Below are 15,598 nucleotides of genomic sequence, written 5' to 3'. Positions count from 1 at the left end.
TGCGGCGTGCCGCCTTATCCGGCCTACAGGGGCCGGGCTGAACGTATTTTGTAGGCCTGATAAGCGCAGCGCATCAGGCAACGCGGCGGTACATTGCCGGATGCGGCGTAACAGCCTTAATCGGCCAACAAAAGCACACTGTCTCGATCTACTACACGGATCTCTCCCTCGAACATATCTGAATCCTTTCTCTGCTAATTAAAATCGTGATCTTTACCGCACAATAAGATATAACAATTATATAACATTCTATTCACTAAAAAACACACAACCATCATTGATAAATTCACGCGATCGTTGGCAGGGGTACAATTCTAATGGCTGATAGTAGTGTAACTGAGAACGGGGCGCTGGCAGACGGCGATACCCGTCGTCGTATATGGGCGATTGTCGGAGCATCATCAGGGAATCTGGTCGAATGGTTTGATTTCTATATCTATTCATTCTGCTCTCTTTATTTTGCTCATATCTTTTTTCCATCAGGAAATACCACCACACAACTCTTACAAACCGCTGGCGTTTTTGCCGCTGGCTTCTTGATGCGACCAATTGGAGGCTGGCTGTTTGGCCGTATCGCGGATAAGCACGGGCGTAAAAAGTCCATGTTGCTGTCCGTTTGTATGATGTGCATGGGATCGTTGGTGATCGTTTGTCTACCGGGATATGAAACTATCGGTACCTGGGCGCCTGCGCTATTACTGCTGGCAAGGCTATTCCAGGGGTTATCTGTCGGTGGTGAATACGGAACCAGCGCGACCTATATGAGTGAAGTCGCCGTTGAAGGTAAGAAAGGTTTTTATGCTTCATTCCAGTACGTAACGTTAATCGGCGGACAGTTACTGGCATTACTGGTTGTGGTCATATTACAGCACACGTTAGAAGACTCTGCGCTCAGAGAGTGGGGTTGGCGTATTCCATTTGCGTTGGGCGCCGTGCTGGCTATTGTTGCGCTATGGCTGCGTCGCCAACTGGATGAAACCTCGAAACAGGATGTTCGCGCGCTGAAAGAAGCGGGTTCCCTGAAAGGTCTGTGGCGTAATCGCAAAGCTTTTGTCATGGTGCTTGGTTTTACCGCCGCGGGTTCGTTGTGTTTTTACACGTTCACAACCTATATGCAGAAGTACCTGGTTAACACAGCCGGTATGCATGCCAACGTAGCCAGCGGGATTATGACGGCGGCACTGTGTGTGTTCATGCTGGTACAACCGTTGTTCGGCGCCTTGTCTGATAAAATTGGCCGACGTACTTCAATGCTGTGTTTTGGCGCGTTGGCCGCGATTTTCACCGTTCCCATTCTGACAGCATTGCAAAGCGTAACATCCCCGTATATGGCGTTTGCTCTGGTGATGTGTGCTCTGTTAATCGTCAGTTTCTATACGTCAATTAGCGGTATTCTGAAGGCCGAAATGTTCCCGGCACAGGTGCGCGCTCTTGGGGTCGGCTTATCTTATGCGGTGGCCAATGCGCTGTTTGGCGGTTCAGCCGAATATGTCGCGTTGTCCCTGAAGTCTGTTGGTATGGAAACGACATTCTTCTGGTACGTCACTGCGCTGGCAGTAGTTGCGTTTTTAGTATCGCTAATGCTGCATGGAAAAGGGAAAGGTCTGCGCCTCTAGTAATGTGCCAGTTGCCAGACCGCATAGCCGGTAGATGCGCCTGCAACATCCCAGGCGAAGTCCTTCCAGCTCCAGCCGCTCCCAGCGGGACGGCTGTCCCATAGCTCTTTTGACGCCCCCAGGCTGACTGAGAACATCAGGCCGATAGCCGCACTGCGATCGCGGCTGTTGCCCTGATGTTGGGCATATTCATTGCCGGCTGCGGCAAGCATGGCGGAGGCGATGAAGTGTTGAGCTTTGTCTTGCCCGCTCCACTGGTCGTTAGCCATATGGCTGCAGCCCGAAATGGCAAGGACACTGGTAAGAATGAACAGGCGCACCGTTACCTCCATATGAAAAACCCCGTCACTGGACGGGGTCTTGATTACAGAATACGGCTAATTAATCTGTCGATACGAATACGGCGTAGTCGACGGATGAGCTTACGCACTTTGACTGGATAGTCAGCAATGCTTTGCAGGTCGCGATAGTGCTTAACGACGGTAGTATGCGTGCGGATAAGCTCCAGCTCTTTATCGCGCTGAGGGGTGAGCTCTTGCTTAGGATCGTGGATAAGGATGGCGTTTTCCAGATCCAGACGCCAGGCACGAGGGTTAAGGTTGTTGCCGGTGAGCAGCATCCATTTATCATCAACCCACATACCTTTCAGATGATAGGTATTGTCATCATCTTTCCATAAGCGCACGACCAACTGGTCGGTATTCACGTAATACTGCAATCTGCTCAAGAAACGGCGCAGATTTATTTCATACAGATAAGGCAGCGCGCCGATGATCTTGAATGGCTCATCTTCCGGGATGAAAAAGTCGTTGGCGGTTTTATCACCGACAATGATTTCAACCTTTTTCCCTTCACGCAGCAGTTGAATGATATTACGCACCAGTATGGCGGGCAGGTTGAAATAAGGGGTACAGATTGTGAGCTTGTGCTCTGCGCAGGGCATAAGATGGAAAATGGTCTTATTTAACAGACTGGATTTCCCAAGGCCAACCAGAGGCGTAACCGAAAGCTGTTCGTTATCAGCATCACCCTGAAAATGGAATGACGCATCGCGAAGTTCCTGACGGTACAGGCGGATGTCGTTTTTAATTTCAGGGCTTTTAGGACGATTAACATCATCAAGGCGATTTACGCCGCGACCGTTCATCAGGTTTTGCGTCACCCAATCGAACATGATATCGGCCATTTGCGCGTTGCGAATCAACTGATAACGGTCATAGCGATATTTATCATGCTGATGCAGGTAAACATCGTTCAGACTGGCCCCGCTGTACAGGACGCTGTCATCAATGATAAAGCCTTTGAAATGCAGGACGCCAAGCGCTTCGCGGGTGTTAATCGGAACGCCATAGACAGGAATATCGATACCAGGGTTTTCTTGCGCCATTCGGCAATACCAGTCAGCATTGGTATTGGATGCCGCAGCACCAATACGACCGCGCTGGGCTCGGTGCCAGTCGACAAGCACCCGGACATCCAGCTCAGGACGCTGCCGTTTTGCCGCATAGAGAGCGTCAAGTATGCCTTTACCACCGTCATCCTGTTCCAGGTACAGCGCAATAATGCAGATCCGTCGCGTCGCGCTGGCTATTTTTTCCAGCAGAGTCTCCCTGAAATTAGCGGGAGCATAAAAGAAATCTACATCATCAACTGACTGAGAAATCTTGGGTAGTTGGGCAAGGTGTTGTTGATGTTTATTACGCTTAAATTTTGACAACATCACAGTGCATTTCTTCTCTGTTCATTGAAGGGTCCTCTGTGCTATGCAGACGACATAAGCGGGCAATGATACCACCAGTACCCATTAATGTGGTCAACATTTCCAGTACCTTACTCACGATTCCTCACATTGGGCCAGATTAAGCGTTAGCCCAACAATTCCCTCTTCGAGCTGGACGTCAACAACAAACCCGAGTTTTCGGGCCAGGGCGACCATCCCACGATTGTTCGGCATCGTAATACCATTCAAACGTATAAGTCCGTGATCTCGAGTATAGGCAATTAATTTTTCCATCAATCGGCGACCCAGTCCAAGCCCTTTGAGATCGGAACGAACCAGTACGGCAAACTCAGCGTCTACGTTATCAGGATCCGAGATTGCTCGCGTTACGCCGAGGATCTCTTCGTGATTATCTTTACAACGCACCGCAACAAAGGCCATTTCCCGATCGTAGTCGATCTGCGTCATATTGGCTAAATCTTCGTGGGTAAATTCGTTGATCTCACTGAAATAGCGATAATAAAGATCTTCTTTTGTCACCTGAGAAATGAACTGCTGAAGATGAGGTTCATCCTCCGGCAAAATGGGGCGGAACAGACAGCGCTCGCCGTTCTTCAACTCCACCCACTCTTCAAGCTGATGAGGGTAGGGACGTACAGCCAGTCTGCTTTCGTTATCTCCCGTGAAAGGGGCAATATCCAGCGTAACGTCCAGCGCGGTAAATTCTCCGGCCGAGGCCAGCAGCGGATGAATATCCAGACGCTGAATTTCCGGGCAATCGACGATCAGGTTGGAGACCTGCACCAGAAGTTGGCTCAACCCGGCGATATCCAAAGGGCGCAGTGCGCTGCGCGCGCGGATCTTTTTATTTTTGATCCCCTGGATCACCAGATAACGCGCCAGATTCATGTTCAATGGCGGCAATGCCACCACGGCTTGCTCTTCCGGTCGCCACTCAACACCACCTTCACCCAGCATAATCAACGGGCCAAATACCGGGTCGTGTTCAACGACGACTCGAAGCTCCTGAGCGCCGGCGCGATTCGCCATACTTTGCACTAATAAGCCGTGAATGCGTGCCTGCGGCCAGGCCATTTTTACCCGATCGAAAATTGCATTGGCGGCCTGCTGCACTTCAGTGGCTGTACGCAGGTAGAGCATCACCCCCTGAACTTCTGATTTATGCGGAATATCAGGAGAACGCAGCTTGAGCGCCACCGGGTAGCCGATTTGCTCCGCGATGTGTACGGCTTCCGCGCTGTCGCTGGCGATCCACGTTGGCAGCGTTTGTAAGCCATAAGCCTGTAAAATCGGCTGCACTTCATGGGTATCAAGCGATGTCGCTCCTTCAGCAATCGCCCGCTGTAACAGATTATGCGCTTCGGCAGTGTTGGAGGTCAGGCTGTCAGGCAGCGCAGGCGTTTCCCGCAGCTGCTTCTGGTTTCGCCGATACTCCACCATATGCATAAATGCGGTGATGGTACCTTCCGGCGTGCGGTAGGTGGGCAGTCCGGCTTCGCTAAACAGTCTGCGGGCTTCCTGAGAGGAAAACTCTCCGCACCAGTTGGTCAGCAACGAGACGAATTTTCCTCGGGGGTGATGCTTTACCGCTTCAATCAATGCCTGTGCGCTTTCGGTTCCGGGAGCGGCTGCGCTGGGTGAATGAATCACCATCAGCGCGTCAAAATCCTGGCTGGCGAGCAAAATATCCAGCGTCTTAACGTAGTGTTCGCTGCTGGCGTCATCACGCAGATCCAGCGGGTTGGCGATATCAACATGTTCAGGCAATGCATCGCGTAATTTCTGGCAGGTGTCTTCATTCAACGTCGCCAACTTGCCATTTTTTGACCACAGTTCATCTAATGCCAGTGCGGCAGGCGCGGCCCCATTGCTGATGATCATCAGCCTGTCGCCACGTAGTGGACGCATGTGGCTCAGGGTTTCGACCGCCGAAAACAGCTCGTGAGTGTCTTGCACGCGTAATAAACCGGCACGCTGAATAGCGGCATCCCACGCAGGGTCCATCCCGGCGCTGGTATGCAGTAAACGCTGCGCCGCTGGACTACGACCGCTCTTAATCACCAAAATAGGTTTATTGCGCGAGGCGCTGCGGGCGGCGGAAACAAAGCGTCGGGCATCACTTAAATGCTCGAGATACAGCAATATCGCGCTGGTTTTGCTGTCGCGCGCCAGGTAATCCAGCAGCTCATCAACGTCGATATCCAGGCTATCACCCAGCGCGATAAAGTAAGAAAAGCCCATTTCTCTCTGCTGTGCCCAGTCGAGTATGGTGTTGGATACGGCAGCGGATTGAGAGATAAAAGCCAGCTTGCCGCGCTTAATCGGGACGGGGGAAAAGCTGGCGTTAAGCCCTTGCCAGGGCGCGAGAAGTCCCAGGCTGTTGGGGCCCAGCAAACGTATGTTGTAGCGTGATGCGCAGGCCAGCAGCTCTGCGTGCTGCGCCGCGGGAGCTGAGAGAATAATGCAGGTTTTACAGCCTTTCTCGCCAAGCGCTTCGAGTAACGCCAGGTTACGGCTGGCATTGGTGCACAACACGGCGAGATCCGGGCTAAAGGGCAGGCTGTTGATATTGGGCCATGCCAGTACGCCCAGCACCGCTTTCCATGCGGGCGTCACCGGTAAAACAGGTCCATTGAAACCGCCGGCAAGCAGGTTACGCATCATCAGGTAACCCGCGCGATTAGGCTTCATTGACGCCCCAATCACCGCAATGGATTTCGGTCGCAGTAGTGCTTCCAGACCACGCTGACTCATATCGGCTTCCTTAATGACACCAGTGACCGAATGATTTTAAACGTTTTCTGATGAATCTGCTGTGACGCTTCCCTGATGTTGAGTTTTTCCTGCCAGGTAGCGGGTTTTAAAGCGAGTGAAATGATCGCTTAACCCTTCTGCGGCTTGCGTATCTCCCGCCAGATCCAACAAGGCGATGGCCACTTCAGCAGTGCAATATTGCCCTTCAGCGTGAACGCCACGCAGGTGGTAAGCAGAAAGGCGTGATAAATCAACGGAGATCACCGGTAGGTTATCGAGGTACGGGCTTTTGCGGAACATTTTACGCGCCTCAGGCCAGGTACCGTCGAGCATGATAAACAATGGTGGCTTACCGGCTGGTGGCGTGAAAATCACTTCACGCTCTTCACCCGCATAGGAGGCCGGGAATACAACCATCGGCTGGTAATCCGGATTTTTCACCAGTTCCAGCAGCGCCTGCGGCGGCTCGGTGCGTGACCACTGAAAAGCCGTGGTATCGGGCAGAATATCAGCAATCAAACGCCCCGTGTTGCTGGGCTTCATCGGCTCGGTATCAAACATCACCAGACAAAAGCGACTTTTTGCCTCAGAGGGTGCCAGCGTTGCGCACAAGCAGAGTTTCTGCGGCAGCAGGCAGCGCTGACAGCGGCGAACGCGATTACCTCGGGCAAGGAAAGGACGCGTGGCGCGCGCGAGGCGCTCTGCGCGTAACTGAAGAACAGCGTTATCGGTCATGGGGAAACACGTTGAAAAACGCTATTGTCGCAGAGGTGAAAACGGGGCACAAGATGCGCCCCGTAGAGATTATAATGATTCGTTAAGCCAGCTATCAAATGGGGCTTTTGGTACAGCGCCGTTAAGCATGTCGACAATTTCCCCTTTTTTGAAAATCATAATGGTCGGAATACTGCGGATACCGAAACGGGCGCTGAGTTCACGCTCGGCTTCCGTATTCACTTTAACAAAACGCACTTTACCGCTACGCTCTTCCGCGACATCTTCAAAAATCGGGGCGAAGTTACGACATGGACCACACCAGGGGGCCCAAAAGTCAACGACCACCGGGAGATCGTCTTTTAACAGTTTATCCAGTGTCTCACCGGTCGCATTGATCACCTCCCCATCAAACAGGTCGTGACCACAGCGTCCGCATTTAGCCGCTTCCTGGACACGATCGTCGGGGATGCGGTTGATAGCCTGGCAGCTGGTACAAACGGTATTCATAACTAACCTCTGGATGAGTGGAGTGGACTTCACGGCAGGAACGCCAGTATGTTTCTATTATGTTACATATTATCGGGGAGTCTGTTCTAAACAACAATGCGTTTTATTCAATGAGTACAATAGTCCTTAGCTTTTAAATGAAATAATGGCTAACGACGTGCACATCGGGTAATCTGCGCGCTTCGCGCAGAGCAGGTGGAGAAAAACATGAGCGACGAACTGAAGAACAAAAACGGCAAGGTCAAAGTGATGTACGTCCGCAGTGACGATGACTCGGATAAACGCACCCAAAATCCACGTACTGGCAAAGGCGGCGGTCGCCCCGGTACTTCCCGAGCCGAAGGCGGTCGTCGCCCTGCCCGTGATGACCGAAAGGGTCCGAACAGCGAACGCGGTCGTGAACGTGGTCGTGACCGCGATGTAGAACGTGACCGCAGACGTGAAGATTCACCGTGGCGTACCGTGTCCCGCGCACCGAATGATGACGCAGCGGATAAAGCCGATCACGGCGGTATTAGCGGTAAGAGCTTTATCGATCCTGAAGTATTACGCCGTCAGCGTGCGGAAGAAACCCGCGTTTACGGTGAGAATGCCTGTCAGGCTCTGTTCCAGAGTCGTCCGGACGCCATCGTCCGCGCCTGGTTTGTCCAGAGCGTAACCCCGCGCTTTAAAGAAGCATTACGCTGGATGGCGGCAAACCGCAAAGCCTATCACGTGGTTGACGAAGCCGAGCTGGCGAAAGCCTCTGGCACTGAACACCATGGTGGCGTCTGTTTCCTGATCAAAAAACGTAACGGTACTACCGTTAAGCAGTGGGTCGGTCAGGCAGGGGCGCAGGATTGCGTGCTGGCACTGGAAGATATCGCTAACCCGCATAACCTGGGCGGCATGATGCGTAGCTGCGCGCACTTCGGTGTGAAAGGCGTAGTGGTTCAGGATGCGGCGCTGCTGGAATCAGGTGCGGCCATCCGTACCGCTGAAGGCGGAGCTGAGCACGTTCAGCCGATTACCGGCGACAGCATTGTTGATGTGCTGGACGACTTCCGCCAGGCGGGTTACACGGTTGTGATGACCTCAAGCGCGAAAGGCAAACCGCTGTTTACTACCACGCTGCCGGAAAAAATGGTGCTGGTATTAGGGCGTGAGCGTGAAGCTCTGCCAGAAGCAGCATGCTCAGCCGACGATCTGTGCGTTGCAATTGACGGCACTGGCAAGGTAGAAACGCTCAACGTTTCTGTGGCAACAGGCGTGCTGCTCGCGGAGTGGTGGCGTCAGAACAAAGCCTGATAATAAAAATGCCAGCGAATCGCTGGCATTTTTTTACTCGCTTTCTGCGGGTAATACCGGCATCCAGTCAATTGGCTTTTCACCTCGTTGTTCCAGCCATTCATTCGCCAGTACAAAGTGATTGCAGCCAAAGAAACCGCGATGCGCAGAGAGCGGTGATGGGTGGGGCGCTTTCAACACATGGTGACGCTGCGTATCAATAATCGCGCCTTTCTTCTGTGCGTGAGAACCCCAGAGCAGGAAAACCACGTCTTCCCGATGTTGGTTAATCAGACTGATGACTTTATCGGTAAATGTTTCCCACCCAAGGCTGGCATGAGAATGTGCCTGGCCGGCGCGGACGGTGAGTACGGTGTTGAGTAACAGTACCCCCTGGCGTGCCCAGCTTTCCAGATATCCGTGCGTTGGGCGCGTGAAGCCTGGAATTGTTGCCTCCAGCTCTTTGTACATATTCAGCAACGAGGGTGGAGTGGCAATGCCGGGGCGAACAGAGAACGCGAGACCGTGTGCCTGGCCTGGACCGTGGTAAGGATCCTGACCCAGGATGACGACTTTCACGTCACCAAGCTCGGTAAAGCGAAAAGCGTTAAACACATCTTTTTGCGGCGGATAAATTGTCATACCCGATTGACGTTCGCCGGCAACAGTATGCAGCGTGTTAACAAAATAAGGCTGCTGTTTCTCTTCAGCCAGCACATCGTGCCAGGTTAATTCGGTGGCCATCTCGCTCTCCTGCGAATTTTCAATCCCCCTAGCTTAACTGCTTCTTTCGACGTCGCAAAATTCTGTACGTTACTCAATGGTCTACCCCTTAAAGATAGTTGAAAATTTATGTAAAAAGTTTAGCTGCGCACATGGCGTAAGTTGATGTAAAACAATAAAATCCACCTATCACCACTTTTCATGTGTGGTTTTTATTGATTTAAATCAAAGATTCAAGGGTGTGTGAGGGGTATATATACACTCAAGCAACAATGGTTTTACCAATTGGCCGGATGACGGCCAACCGAGATCAAATAATTTTGCCGGGGAGGCATCAAATGATTACAGGTATCCAGATTACTAAAGCTGCAAACGACGACCTGCTGAACTCTTTCTGGCTGCTGGACAGCGAAAAAGGCGAAGCTCGCTGCATCGTTGCGAAAGCAGGTTTCAATGCTGATGAAGTCGTTGCAGTCAGCAAACTGGGCGAAATCGAATACCGTGAAGTGCCGGTAGACGTACAGCCGGAAGTCCGCGTGGAAGGTGGTCAGCACCTGAACGTGAACGTTCTGCGTCGCGAAACGCTGGAAGATGCAGTTAAGCATCCGGAAAAATATCCGCAGCTGACCATCCGTGTTTCTGGTTATGCAGTGCGTTTCAACTCTCTGACCCCAGAACAGCAGCGCGACGTTATTGCTCGTACCTTTACTGAGAGCCTGTAAGGCTCACGGGGAATAACCCCGTTTAGTAGAGAATCAAAAAGCGGAAGATGCCAGTGCGTCTTCCGCTTTTTTGCATCTGTTAGTAAAAGATCCTCACCGCGCAATACACCAACAGCAGCGCCAGAATGATATTCAACTGTCGACCGTAACGGCAAAAAACGCGCTGAAAAAGATGGCCCGCCAGCGCCCAGCAGGCATTCCCGAAGGTGCCGATCAGCGCTAACAGAATACTCACCCCAATCAGCCAGTGGGCGTCCTGAGTGTACGGTAATACGAACGTGGATAACGCGGTAATGCCGTACAAAATGATTTTCACGTTAACAAACTGCAAGCCAAAACTTGCCCAGAAGCTAATCGGCTCTGACTGCAATCTATCGTTCGAGGTCGGGCTGGTGGCGATCTTCAGCGCCAGCCACAGGATATAAGCGGCCCCAGCCCAACTAAGCCAATGGATGATGGCTGGATCCATGACCGCCAGTGAAAATGAAATCCCGGCGCACATCAGCATGACGATTAAAAAGCCCAGACTCATTCCGGCCAGTACGCGTGTACTCTGACGAAAACCGTGTGACGTCGCGGCACTGAGCGCAAGGATGTTGTTTGGTCCGGGGGTTAGCGCGGTAATCAATGTATAGGTCCAGAATGCACTTAAAAGCGTGGGGGTCACTTGTTATCTCCTCTGTTTTGATAGACAGTACCCGAGGCAAAACATTAAAAAAAATGAATGTTTTTGCATTCTGAATTCGATATTTTTGATGGGTTGGTGCGGATGGATTTACGTCGGTTTATTACGCTAAAAACGGTGGTGGAAGAGGGCTCATTTTTGCGGGCATCACAAAAACTGTGCTGTACGCAATCAACGGTTACCTTTCATATTCAACAGCTTGAGCAAGAGCTTTCGGTGCAGTTGTTTGAAAAAATTGGTCGCCGGATGTGTCTCACCAGTGAGGGAAAACGGCTGATGCCGCATATCCATGACCTGACGCGCGTGATGGCATCGATTCGACAGTCGGCACATCAGGATGCGCAGCCGAGCGGCGATCTACGTGTCGCAACAGGCGAAACGCTGCTGGCGTATAAAATGCCGCAGGTTTTACAGCGATTTAAACAACGTGCGCCCCATGTGCGGCTGTCTTTACAGTCGCTCAACTGTTATGTCATTCGCGATGCATTGCTCAGTGATGATGTTGATCTGGGGGTCTTTTATCGGGTGGGTAATGACGATGGCCTGGAGTTGATGCCGCTTGGCGATCAGTCACTGGCATTAGTTGCTTCGCCACTGCTTCAGCACGTTGATTTTACTCAGCATAACCAGCACATTCCCTGCAGTTTTATCATTAATGAGCCGCAATGTATTTTCAGACAACGCTTCGAGGGGCTACTGCGTAAACGACAGATTACGCTGGAAAATACCATTGAGTTATGGAGCATTGAAAGTATTAAGCAGTGCGTATCGGCAAATCTTGGGATCAGCTTTTTGCCGCATTTTGCCGTCGAGAAAGAGTTACGTTCAGGGGAGTTGATTGAATTACCGTTCAGTGAACAACCTGAGTTAATTACGGCATTGTGTGGTTATCATGCCGGAAAAGTCGTTAGCCCGGCGATGCGGGTGTTTCTTGAGTGCATTGAAGAGAGTTTTGCATCACGTGAAAAAATGCCGGGCTAAATGGCCCGGCATTCGGTTTACTCTTTGTCGGACTGCTGGGTAGCAGCGCCGCTCGGCTTACGACGTTTGCCGATATTTTTGGCGTCGCGGTGACGTTTTTTCACCCGCGGCTTCTCTTTCTCTTTCGCCTTTTTCTCAGCGCGCTTCGCCAGCACTTTCTTGGATGGCTTACCGTTAGATTTCTCACTTGGCGCGCGCGTGGTTGGACGCAGTTCGTCAATGACGCGAGCTTTCAGCGGTTCGTCAATATAGCGGCTCGCTTTGCCGAGCAGCAGGTGGTCGTGCGCTTCAACCAAAGAGATCGCAGTGCCTTTACGGCCAGCACGACCGGTACGGCCAATACGGTGCAGATAGGCATCGCCACTGCGCGGCATGTCGAAGTTAAACACGTGGCTGACGTCAGGAATATCGATCCCGCGAGCGGCGACGTCGGTTGCTACCAGCACGTTCACACGACCATCGGTCAGGCGTTTGATCGCTTCGTTACGTTTGTTCTGCACCATCTCGCCTTCGAGATAGCAGTTATTAATGCCCGCCTGGCGCAGCCAGCCTGCCAGCTCGTGCACACGCTCACGTTTGCGTACGAAGACAATCGAGCGAGTCGCTTCCGGCTGTTTTAACAGGTGGATCAGCATGGCAGTTTTGTGCTCGATGTCATCGGCACGGTAGTAAAACTGATGGATCTTCTTGCGTTCACGGGTGGACGGATCCGCTGAGACTTCGACCGGGTCTTCCAACAGACGCTCGGCAAAATCTTTAATCGCATCGCCTTCCAGCGTTGCGGAAAACAGCATGGTTTGCTTACGCCAGCGTGTTTCACCGGCGATATGCTCGATGTCCTGGGCAAAGCCCATGTCCAGCATACGGTCTGCTTCATCGAGAATTAGCGTTTCAACCGCATGGCAGTCGAAGTTTTCTTCTTTAATGTATTGCAGCAGACGACCCGTGGTGGCGACCACGATGTCCTGGTTTTCGCTAAACACTTCCATGTGGTTCATGTAAGCCACGCCGCCGGTAATCGTAGCGATATCCAGATGTGTATTCTTCGCCAGCTCACGAGCGTGTTCGGCAACCTGCATCGCCAGTTCGCGCGTTGGCGTCAGGATTAAAATGCGCGGCGGACCAGATTTCTTGCGCGGGAAGTCGAGCAGGTGCTGCAACGCTGGCAGCAAATATGCCGCCGTTTTACCGGTGCCTGTCGGCGCAGAACCGAGTACATCACGGCCATCGAGCGCAGGCGGAATGGCGGCAGCCTGAATGGCGGTCGGGCGAGTGAAACCTTTTTCCTGGAGGGCATCCAGAAGGCTTTCATCGAGTTCAAGTTCGGAAAAAGTCGTTACAGTCATGTTCTACCTCTGAGTGGGGCGCTGATTATAGACGTTACGGCTGCAATCTTCATCTGTTTGTATGGATATACCTTCTCAGGTATTGTTTTTATCCTATGTTATCGTTTTTTTTCCAGGAAGGTTGTTCTTCATGCCCCAGTCTACATCCGTACTGAGACGTAATGGATTTACTTTTAAGCAGTTTTTTGTGGCACACGATCGCTGTGCAATGAAAGTCGGAACAGACGGCATTTTATTGGGGGCCTGGGCCCCCGTTGCGGGCGTAAAGCGGATCCTGGATATTGGTACCGGGAGTGGCCTGTTGGCGCTGATGTTGGCCCAGCGCACTGATGAAAACGTCATCATTGACGCCGTGGAGCTTGATGTCGATGCCGCGCAGCAGGCGCAGGAGAACATCGCGCAATCTCCGTGGATGCATCGCGTGAGTGTTCATACAGAAGATGCGCAGCAGTGGATACCGCGTCAGACCGTGCGTTTTGATTTGATAATCAGCAACCCTCCCTATTATGAACAGGGCGTGGAATGTGCAACACCGCAGCGCGAGCAGGCGCGCTATACCACCACGCTCGATCACGAGGCGTTGCTTACGCTGGCGGCGGACAGCATTACGGAAGAAGGTTTTTTTTGTGTCGTGCTGCCGGAACAGATTGGGAACGCGTTTACCCAGCAGGCATTAAGTATGGGCTGGCATCTGCGATTACGTACGGATGTAGCAGAAACGGAAGCCCGACTACCGCATCGGGTATTGCTGGCATTCTCCCCGCAGGCCGGGGAGTGCTTTAGCGACAGGCTGGTGATTCGTGGGCCAGACCAACGTTACTCTGAAGGTTACACGGCGCTGACCCAGGCGTTTTACCTGTTTATGTGATGACTTAGCGGCGAGAGAATGGACGGGCCGGCTTCTGGAAGCTGCTCTGGGTAATCCAGCGTGTAGTGCAGGCCCCGACTCTCTTTGCGCATCATTGCGCAGCGGACAATCAACTCGGCAACCTGCACCAGGTTACGCAGTTCCAGCAAATTGTTCGACACGCGGAAATGGGCGTAATACTCGTCGATTTCCTGTTGCAGCATGGTGATACGGCGCAGAGCGCGCTCCAGGCGCTTGGTCGTACGCACAATACCGACGTAATCCCACATAAACAGCCGCAGCTCATGCCAGTTATGCTGGATAACAACCAACTCATCCGGATTTTCTACCCGGCTTTCATCCCAGCCCGGGAGCGTGCTAACGCCGCGAGCATAAGGCATGCGCCTGTCGATATCTTCAGCCGCGGACCAGCCATAAACCAGACACTCCAGCAATGAGTTCGATGCCATCCGGTTGGCACCATGCAGGCCGGTGTAACTCACCTCGCCGATCGCATACAGCCCGTCGACATCGGTACGGCCAAAGTCATCCACCATCACACCGCCGCAGGTATAGTGCGCGGCAGGCACGATGGGAACCGGCTCTTTGGTTAAATCAATGCCCAATCCCAGCAACTTTTCATAAATCATCGGGAAATGCTGACGAACAAATTCTTCCGGCTTATGGCTGATATCGAGGAACATGCAATCTGCACCAAGGCGCTTCATTTCATGATCAATGGCGCGGGCGACAATATCGCGGGGAGCCAGTTCGCCACGTTCGTCAAAATCGGGCATAAAGCGTGAACCGTCCGGGCGCTTCAGGTGCGCTCCTTCGCCGCGCAGCGCTTCGGTCAGCAGAAAATTGCGCGCCTGCGGATGATACAGCGCTGTCGGGTGAAACTGGTTAAACTCCAGGTTGGCGACGCGGCATCCTGCGCGCCAGGCCATTGCAATCCCGTCACCCGAGGAAATATCCGGATTGGTGGTGTATTGATACACCTTTGATGCGCCGCCGGTGGCCAACACTACCGACTTCGCATGGCAGGTTTCGACGGCTTCTTTATTACGATTCCAGATCCATGCGCCGACAACCCGACGCGTTCCCGGCAGACCGATTTTATCGGAGACAATCAGGTCGACGGCGTTGCTACGCTCAAGAACCCGGATATTGGGGTGATTTTGTGCCTGGCTGACGAGGGTGGTTTCGACTTCTTTGCCGGTAGCATCCGCAGCGTGCAGGATGCGTCGATGGCTGTGACCGCCTTCACGGGTCAGGTGATAGCTCTCTTCGCCGTTAGGCTGAACCTGTGTATCGAATAAGACGCCCTGATCGATAAGCCATTGAACGCAGGTGCGAGCATTGCTGGCGACAAATTCAACCGCATGGCGATCGCACAGCCCGGCCCCGGCAATCAGCGTATCTTCAACGTGGGAGTCGATACTGTCGGTTTCATCGAAAACCGCGGCAATACCCCCCTGGGCATAAAATGTCGAGCCTTCGCTGACCGGCCCTTTGCTCAGGACAATAACCTGATGTTTTTCAGCCAGGCGCAGCGCCAGTGAGAGTCCGGCAGCCCCGCTGCCAATGATCAGCACGTCACAGGATAATTCAGGAGTCGTATTCATGATGTTTGTTTAATTTACTAAACAGTGTTTGGTCACCATAGCACCACATTGCGCGATACTGCACG

Annotated in this window: 14 protein-coding genes; 5 read left to right on the top strand and 9 right to left on the bottom strand. The window is 52.6% G+C overall.

The window, feature by feature from the left end; all coding sequences use genetic code 11:
• The first annotated feature begins 317 nt into the window (after nt 1–317).
• A complete protein-coding gene (locus OGY10_RS21360) occupies nt 318–1,616 on the top strand; it encodes an MFS transporter (RefSeq protein WP_191226919.1) in 1,299 nt (432 codons plus the stop codon).
• Here the strand turns inward: OGY10_RS21360 and OGY10_RS21355 are convergent.
• The 5 genes from OGY10_RS21355 to trxC form a co-directional block, all read right to left on the bottom strand.
• Entirely contained in the window at nt 1,613–1,948 is a 336-nt protein-coding gene (locus OGY10_RS21355) for a YfiM family lipoprotein (RefSeq protein ID WP_008785509.1), read from the bottom strand. The genes OGY10_RS21360 and OGY10_RS21355 overlap by 4 nt on opposite strands.
• Before the next feature lie 32 nt (nt 1,949–1,980).
• The gene (gene pssA / locus OGY10_RS21350) at nt 1,981–3,336 is read right to left on the bottom strand and encodes a CDP-diacylglycerol--serine O-phosphatidyltransferase (RefSeq protein WP_071446856.1); all 1,356 of its coding nucleotides are present in this window, start codon (nt 3,334–3,336) and stop codon (nt 1,981–1,983) included.
• A gap of 114 nt (nt 3,337–3,450) precedes the next feature.
• Nucleotides 3,451–6,111 (bottom strand): bifunctional acetate--CoA ligase family protein/GNAT family N-acetyltransferase, encoded by a 2,661-nt coding sequence (locus OGY10_RS21340; RefSeq protein ID WP_191226920.1) that lies wholly within the window; start codon nt 6,109–6,111, stop codon nt 3,451–3,453.
• A gap of 36 nt (nt 6,112–6,147) precedes the next feature.
• Nucleotides 6,148–6,846 (bottom strand): tRNA-uridine aminocarboxypropyltransferase, encoded by a 699-nt coding sequence (gene tapT / locus OGY10_RS21335; RefSeq protein WP_003835347.1) that lies wholly within the window; start codon nt 6,844–6,846, stop codon nt 6,148–6,150.
• Nucleotides 6,847–6,915: 69 nt separating this feature from the next.
• Nucleotides 6,916–7,335, bottom strand: coding sequence for a thioredoxin TrxC (gene trxC / locus OGY10_RS21330; RefSeq protein WP_008785506.1), 420 nt, complete (start codon nt 7,333–7,335; stop codon nt 6,916–6,918).
• 207 nt (nt 7,336–7,542) lie between these two features.
• Between trxC and OGY10_RS21325 the strand changes: the two genes are divergently transcribed.
• Nucleotides 7,543–8,622, top strand: a complete 1,080-nt coding sequence (locus OGY10_RS21325) for a tRNA/rRNA methyltransferase (protein ID WP_048234691.1) — start codon at nt 7,543–7,545, stop codon at nt 8,620–8,622.
• A gap of 33 nt (nt 8,623–8,655) precedes the next feature.
• Here the strand turns inward: OGY10_RS21325 and ung are convergent, their stop codons facing one another.
• Nucleotides 8,656–9,345, bottom strand: coding sequence for a uracil-DNA glycosylase (gene ung, locus OGY10_RS21320; protein ID WP_060683405.1), 690 nt, complete (start codon nt 9,343–9,345; stop codon nt 8,656–8,658).
• 317 nt (nt 9,346–9,662) lie between these two features.
• Between ung and grcA the strand changes: the two genes are divergently transcribed.
• Nucleotides 9,663–10,046: an autonomous glycyl radical cofactor GrcA gene (gene grcA, locus OGY10_RS21315; protein WP_003037563.1), complete on the top strand. Its 384-nt coding sequence runs from the start codon at nt 9,663–9,665 to the stop codon at nt 10,044–10,046.
• Nucleotides 10,047–10,125: 79 nt separating this feature from the next.
• Here grcA and eamB read toward each other — a convergent pair whose 3' ends face one another.
• A complete protein-coding gene (gene eamB, locus OGY10_RS21310) occupies nt 10,126–10,713 on the bottom strand; it encodes a cysteine/O-acetylserine transporter (protein ID WP_191226921.1) in 588 nt (195 codons plus the stop codon).
• A gap of 102 nt (nt 10,714–10,815) precedes the next feature.
• On the opposite strand from eamB, the gene OGY10_RS21305 reads away from it, so the two are divergent.
• Entirely contained in the window at nt 10,816–11,712 is an 897-nt protein-coding gene (locus tag OGY10_RS21305) for a LysR family transcriptional regulator (RefSeq protein WP_191227200.1), read from the top strand.
• Nucleotides 11,713–11,729: 17 nt separating this feature from the next.
• Here the strand turns inward: OGY10_RS21305 and srmB are convergent, their stop codons facing one another.
• Nucleotides 11,730–13,058, bottom strand: coding sequence for an ATP-dependent RNA helicase SrmB (srmB, locus tag OGY10_RS21300; RefSeq protein ID WP_003835340.1), 1,329 nt, complete (start codon nt 13,056–13,058; stop codon nt 11,730–11,732).
• Between the two features lie 130 nt (nt 13,059–13,188).
• Between srmB and trmN the strand changes: the two genes are divergently transcribed.
• Nucleotides 13,189–13,926: a tRNA(1)(Val) (adenine(37)-N(6))-methyltransferase TrmN gene (gene trmN, locus OGY10_RS21295; RefSeq protein WP_032944259.1), complete on the top strand. Its 738-nt coding sequence runs from the start codon at nt 13,189–13,191 to the stop codon at nt 13,924–13,926.
• Here the strand turns inward: trmN and nadB are convergent.
• Nucleotides 13,911–15,533 carry an L-aspartate oxidase gene (nadB, locus tag OGY10_RS21290; RefSeq protein ID WP_003037572.1) on the bottom strand — a complete coding sequence of 541 codons (1,623 nt, stop codon included), beginning with the start codon at nt 15,531–15,533 and terminating at the stop codon, nt 13,911–13,913. The genes trmN and nadB overlap by 16 nt on opposite strands.
• Nucleotides 15,534–15,598: the final 65 nt, after the last annotated feature.

Origin of the sequence: Citrobacter sp. Cpo148 (assembly GCF_030332375.1) — a bacterium.
GTDB lineage: Bacteria > Pseudomonadota > Gammaproteobacteria > Enterobacterales > Enterobacteriaceae > Citrobacter > Citrobacter portucalensis.
Note: the sequence above shows the minus strand (reverse complement) of the source record. Positions and strands in the feature narration are given on the sequence as shown.

What these genes read in the sequence shown, in the direction of transcription:
- OGY10_RS21360 (WP_191226919.1), top strand. Translation starts at nt 318, where the DNA reads ATGGCTGATAGTAGTGTAACTGAGAACGGGGCGCTGGCAGACGGCGAT.
- OGY10_RS21355 (WP_008785509.1), bottom strand. Translation starts at nt 1,948, where the DNA reads ATGGAGGTAACGGTGCGCCTGTTCATTCTTACCAGTGTCCTTGCCATT.
- pssA (WP_071446856.1), bottom strand. Translation starts at nt 3,336, where the DNA reads ATGTTGTCAAAATTTAAGCGTAATAAACATCAACAACACCTTGCCCAA.
- OGY10_RS21340 (WP_191226920.1), bottom strand. Translation starts at nt 6,111, where the DNA reads ATGAGTCAGCGTGGTCTGGAAGCACTACTGCGACCGAAATCCATTGCG.
- tapT (WP_003835347.1), bottom strand. Translation starts at nt 6,846, where the DNA reads ATGACCGATAACGCTGTTCTTCAGTTACGCGCAGAGCGCCTCGCGCGC.
- trxC (WP_008785506.1), bottom strand. Translation starts at nt 7,335, where the DNA reads ATGAATACCGTTTGTACCAGCTGCCAGGCTATCAACCGCATCCCCGAC.
- OGY10_RS21325 (WP_048234691.1), top strand. Translation starts at nt 7,543, where the DNA reads ATGAGCGACGAACTGAAGAACAAAAACGGCAAGGTCAAAGTGATGTAC.
- ung (WP_060683405.1), bottom strand. Translation starts at nt 9,345, where the DNA reads ATGGCCACCGAATTAACCTGGCACGATGTGCTGGCTGAAGAGAAACAG.
- grcA (WP_003037563.1), top strand. Translation starts at nt 9,663, where the DNA reads ATGATTACAGGTATCCAGATTACTAAAGCTGCAAACGACGACCTGCTG.
- OGY10_RS21305 (WP_191227200.1), top strand. Translation starts at nt 10,816, where the DNA reads ATGGATTTACGTCGGTTTATTACGCTAAAAACGGTGGTGGAAGAGGGC.
- srmB (WP_003835340.1), bottom strand. Translation starts at nt 13,058, where the DNA reads ATGACTGTAACGACTTTTTCCGAACTTGAACTCGATGAAAGCCTTCTG.
- trmN (WP_032944259.1), top strand. Translation starts at nt 13,189, where the DNA reads ATGCCCCAGTCTACATCCGTACTGAGACGTAATGGATTTACTTTTAAG.
- nadB (WP_003037572.1), bottom strand. Translation starts at nt 15,533, where the DNA reads ATGAATACGACTCCTGAATTATCCTGTGACGTGCTGATCATTGGCAGC.